We start from the raw sequence: 3,209 nt of genomic DNA on the forward strand, positions 1-3,209 counted from the left end.
GGATACGGGGAGTACTTCCTTGGCCGGGTACACGGCTGCGAACCCTTCCGTTTCGAGGAGCGGTCGGGTTTCTGCGTAACGGGCGATCTGGCCATCGAGGGCGTTGGGGGGGATACTGCGACTACGACGTTTGTTGCGGTCCTTGCAGGTCTTGGCGTCGGTGTCGAAGACGATGGCGATACAGGGCATTTCGGTCGCAGTGGCCTTGTCCCGCCAACGTTGGCGGTCTTCGGCGTTGAGACCAAGAGTATCGATGACCGTTACGAGACCGCGCTTCAAGCGGGCATCAACAATCGACTCGAGTACCGCGAACGCGTCCGTCGACGCCCTTTGATCGTGTTGCCCGGTACCGACGGCCGCCCGGAGCGCATCTGAGGACACAACTTGGCCCGAAGCGAAGTTGGTTTCCGCCCAGGTGGTCTTCCCACTTCCCGACGGTCCTACCAACACGACGAGCGACGGAATGGGGATTCGGATCGCCATCCCGGCAGCCTACAGTTCCGTCGATGACCATTGAGATCCGATCCGCCAATACCTCCGACATCGACGCGATATGCGAACTCCTTGTCGAGCGCCTCGAGGAGGAAGATGGGCCTGAGGCGCGCATGATCCTCGAGGGTGATGGACCCCGGGATTGGTGGGTAGGCACCGTCGATGGTGCGATCGGTTCGACCATGATGGTGCATCCCGTTTTGTATCGGATTGGCTCGGTCACCGTTCCAGGTAATCAGGTCGAGTTTGTCGCCACGTACGAACGGTACGCGGGTCGAGGTCTGGTCCGCCGCCAGTTCGAAGCGGCCACCGAAGCCATGCTCAAGCGTGGGGAGCTGATATCGATGATCGTCGGCATCCCATACTTCTATCGCCGGTTTGGCTATGAGTACGCCGTCACGGTCCCCGACATGCAGGTGATCCGGGCAGGTGTCGAACTACCAACCGATGGCACGTTGGTGCTTTCCGAGGCCACCGTGGATGACGTTCGGGACATTCAGGAACTCCAGGCTTCTGCCCAGGAATCTGCGGACGTGGCTGCCTCGTTTCCCGATGACGTACGACGATGGTTCGTCGAGTCCCCCAATTACCGATCGGTGATCGCCCGCCAGGCCGGCACACCCGTTGGGATGGTTCGCGCCTATCACGCCGATGACGAGATGTGGGTCTTCGAAGTGGTCGCCTCACAGCCGGAAGTTCTCGGCTCGCTCCTCAGTGCCGTGCGAGGCACCGGCAGTATCGGCGTTCTGCATCGGCCCGCCTCACCGGCGGGTGTCTTCATCGGATCATTCGGTGAGACCTCGGACAACACAGAGGCCTACTACGGCAAGGTGCTGGATACCGAAGCCCTCCTGAATGCGCTTCGACCGACCTTCGATCAGCGTCTCGCCGTGGCCGGCCTCGACGACCTGACCCACCCGTGGATGTTGTCGACCTATGAGGCCAGCTATCGCGCCGACATCGCTAATGGAACATTCGGGCCGATCACGAGCGGACCGGGTATTCAGGCTCCGGTCAGTAACGGCGGTTCCGGTGTACCCCCGGATCTCATGGCAACGATGATTCTCGGTCGGGATGGAATAACCGAACTAAACCGATGGCACGGTGACGTTTATCTCGGCAAGCAAGCAGCCATCATGGACGCCCTGTTTCCTCCCCAGGAAGTCGACATCCTCACCTGGATCGTCCCGTAGGTGACTGGCGCGCCGACTTGACATCGACCCTTCGACGCGGGTGGTCGGTGCTCTGGACAATGAAGGATCCGGAGCCGAATGCGGAGTGTCCGCTCTGCGGCCAGCCGGTGGTAATCGCCCCGACGTCCGGTCCCCGCAGCATGCTCGGTGGGCCCTTATATTCACCGGCCACCCGTGACGAAAAGATCGCCTCCTGCGCGACACACGGACGGCCCCCGTTTCACCATCAGACTTGAAAGTCGCGGGGGTGGCCAACGAGACCGAGGGTACGGTGCCTGAAGCCCCGATCAGCCGTCGATGGTTTCGAGGGCAGCCGCGAAGTCGTCGACGTCGGTGATCGTCGGGTGCTGGGTCCAAGCCTGGTTCGGAGCTAGTAGTTCGGCATACCTGACGGCCTGCCGGGGCGAGACCATGACCCGGATCGGGATTTCTGATCCGAGCACCTCTCGATACCTGGCCAGGATCGCCCGGTGTTGGGCCCGGTCGAGGTCCAGGTCGAAGATAACGCCGCTCGCCGCCGCTATTTTCTCGCAGAATCCTTTTCGCAGGATTGGACACAGTGTGGCCCGGGGAGGTCCGGCGCAATACACGACATGGTGGCCCCGGCGCTCTAGCTGGGCGGCCTCTTGAGAGTAATCCGATACGCAGTCCACCAAGACGGTATCGAGGGTTTCCATGGACGCCTCCGTCCCTCCAGCATGCGATGGTCGCCTTATCACCGTCAGAGGACAAGGCCAGTAGTTCTCAGAGGTGGGCGGATCGAAGCGCAGGTTCGAGAGGGAAGGGGTCAGGGCTGATAGCCTCAGCGGATGATCACACCTGATGGTCTCGGATTTGAGACATTGGCGTTACACGCCGGTCAGCAACCTGACCCAACGTTCGGAGCGCGGGCCCAGCCGATCTACATGACGACCTCCTACTTGTTCGATTCGGTCGACCACGCAGCTGCACTATTCAATCTCGAATCCGCCGGCCACATCTACTCGCGGATCTCCAATCCCACCGTGGCGGTATTTGAGGAGCGGATGGCGGCCCTCGAAGGCGGAGTGGGGGCGGTGGCGACTGCCTCGGGACAAGCCGCTCTTTTCCTCGCTGTGGCAACCCTGATGGGCCAGGGCGGCCACATCGTCGCTTCTGGTTCGATCTACGGCGGATCGCACAACATGCTGAACCTCACGTTGCCTCGCTTCGGAATAACTACGACCTTTGTAAACCCCCGTGATACGTCCGCGTTCGCTGATGCCATAACCGAAGACACCAGACTTGTGTACGGCGAGACGCTCGGTAATCCCGGACTCGAAATCATGGACCTGCCGGCGGTCGCGGAAGTTGCTCATGCCAACGGCATTCCGCTCATGATCGACAACACGTTCGCTTCGCCCTATTTGTGTCGGCCCATCGACTGGGGTGCCGACATCGTCCTGAATTCGGCAACCAAGTTCATAGGAGGCCACGGTGTGGCCATCGGTGGTGTGCTGGTCGACGGAGGCACGTTTGATTGGGAAACATCTGGCAAGTTCCCGA

General features: G+C 61.1%; 4 protein-coding genes. 2 read left to right on the plus strand and 2 right to left on the minus strand.

Going from position 1 to position 3,209, the window contains the following annotated elements; all coding sequences use genetic code 11:
• A partial coding sequence (locus tag JJE47_17695) for an AAA family ATPase (protein ID MBK5269259.1) occupies positions 1-483 on the minus strand: 483 nt, incomplete at its 3' end.
• A 23-nt stretch (positions 484-506) separates the two neighbouring features.
• Between JJE47_17695 and JJE47_17700 the strand changes: the two genes are divergently transcribed.
• Positions 507-1,685, plus strand: a complete 1,179-nt coding sequence (locus JJE47_17700; protein MBK5269260.1) for a GNAT family N-acetyltransferase — start codon at positions 507-509, stop codon at positions 1,683-1,685.
• A 287-nt stretch (positions 1,686-1,972) separates the two neighbouring features.
• Here the strand turns inward: JJE47_17700 and JJE47_17705 are convergent, their stop codons facing one another.
• A complete protein-coding gene (locus tag JJE47_17705) occupies positions 1,973-2,362 on the minus strand; it encodes a hypothetical protein (GenBank protein ID MBK5269261.1) in 390 nt (129 codons plus the stop codon).
• Between the two features lie 132 nt (positions 2,363-2,494).
• On the opposite strand from JJE47_17705, the gene JJE47_17710 reads away from it, so the two are divergent.
• On the plus strand, positions 2,495-3,209 hold a 715-nt coding region (locus tag JJE47_17710; protein MBK5269262.1), incomplete at its 3' end, for a PLP-dependent transferase.

The organism is Acidimicrobiia bacterium, assembly GCA_016650365.1.
In the GTDB taxonomy this organism is placed as follows: Bacteria; Actinomycetota; Acidimicrobiia; order Spongiisociales; family JAENVV01; genus JAENVV01.

What these genes read in the sequence shown, in the direction of transcription:
- JJE47_17700 (MBK5269260.1), top strand. Translation starts at nt 507, where the DNA reads ATGACCATTGAGATCCGATCCGCCAATACCTCCGACATCGACGCGATA.
- JJE47_17705 (MBK5269261.1), bottom strand. Translation starts at nt 2,362, where the DNA reads ATGGAAACCCTCGATACCGTCTTGGTGGACTGCGTATCGGATTACTCT.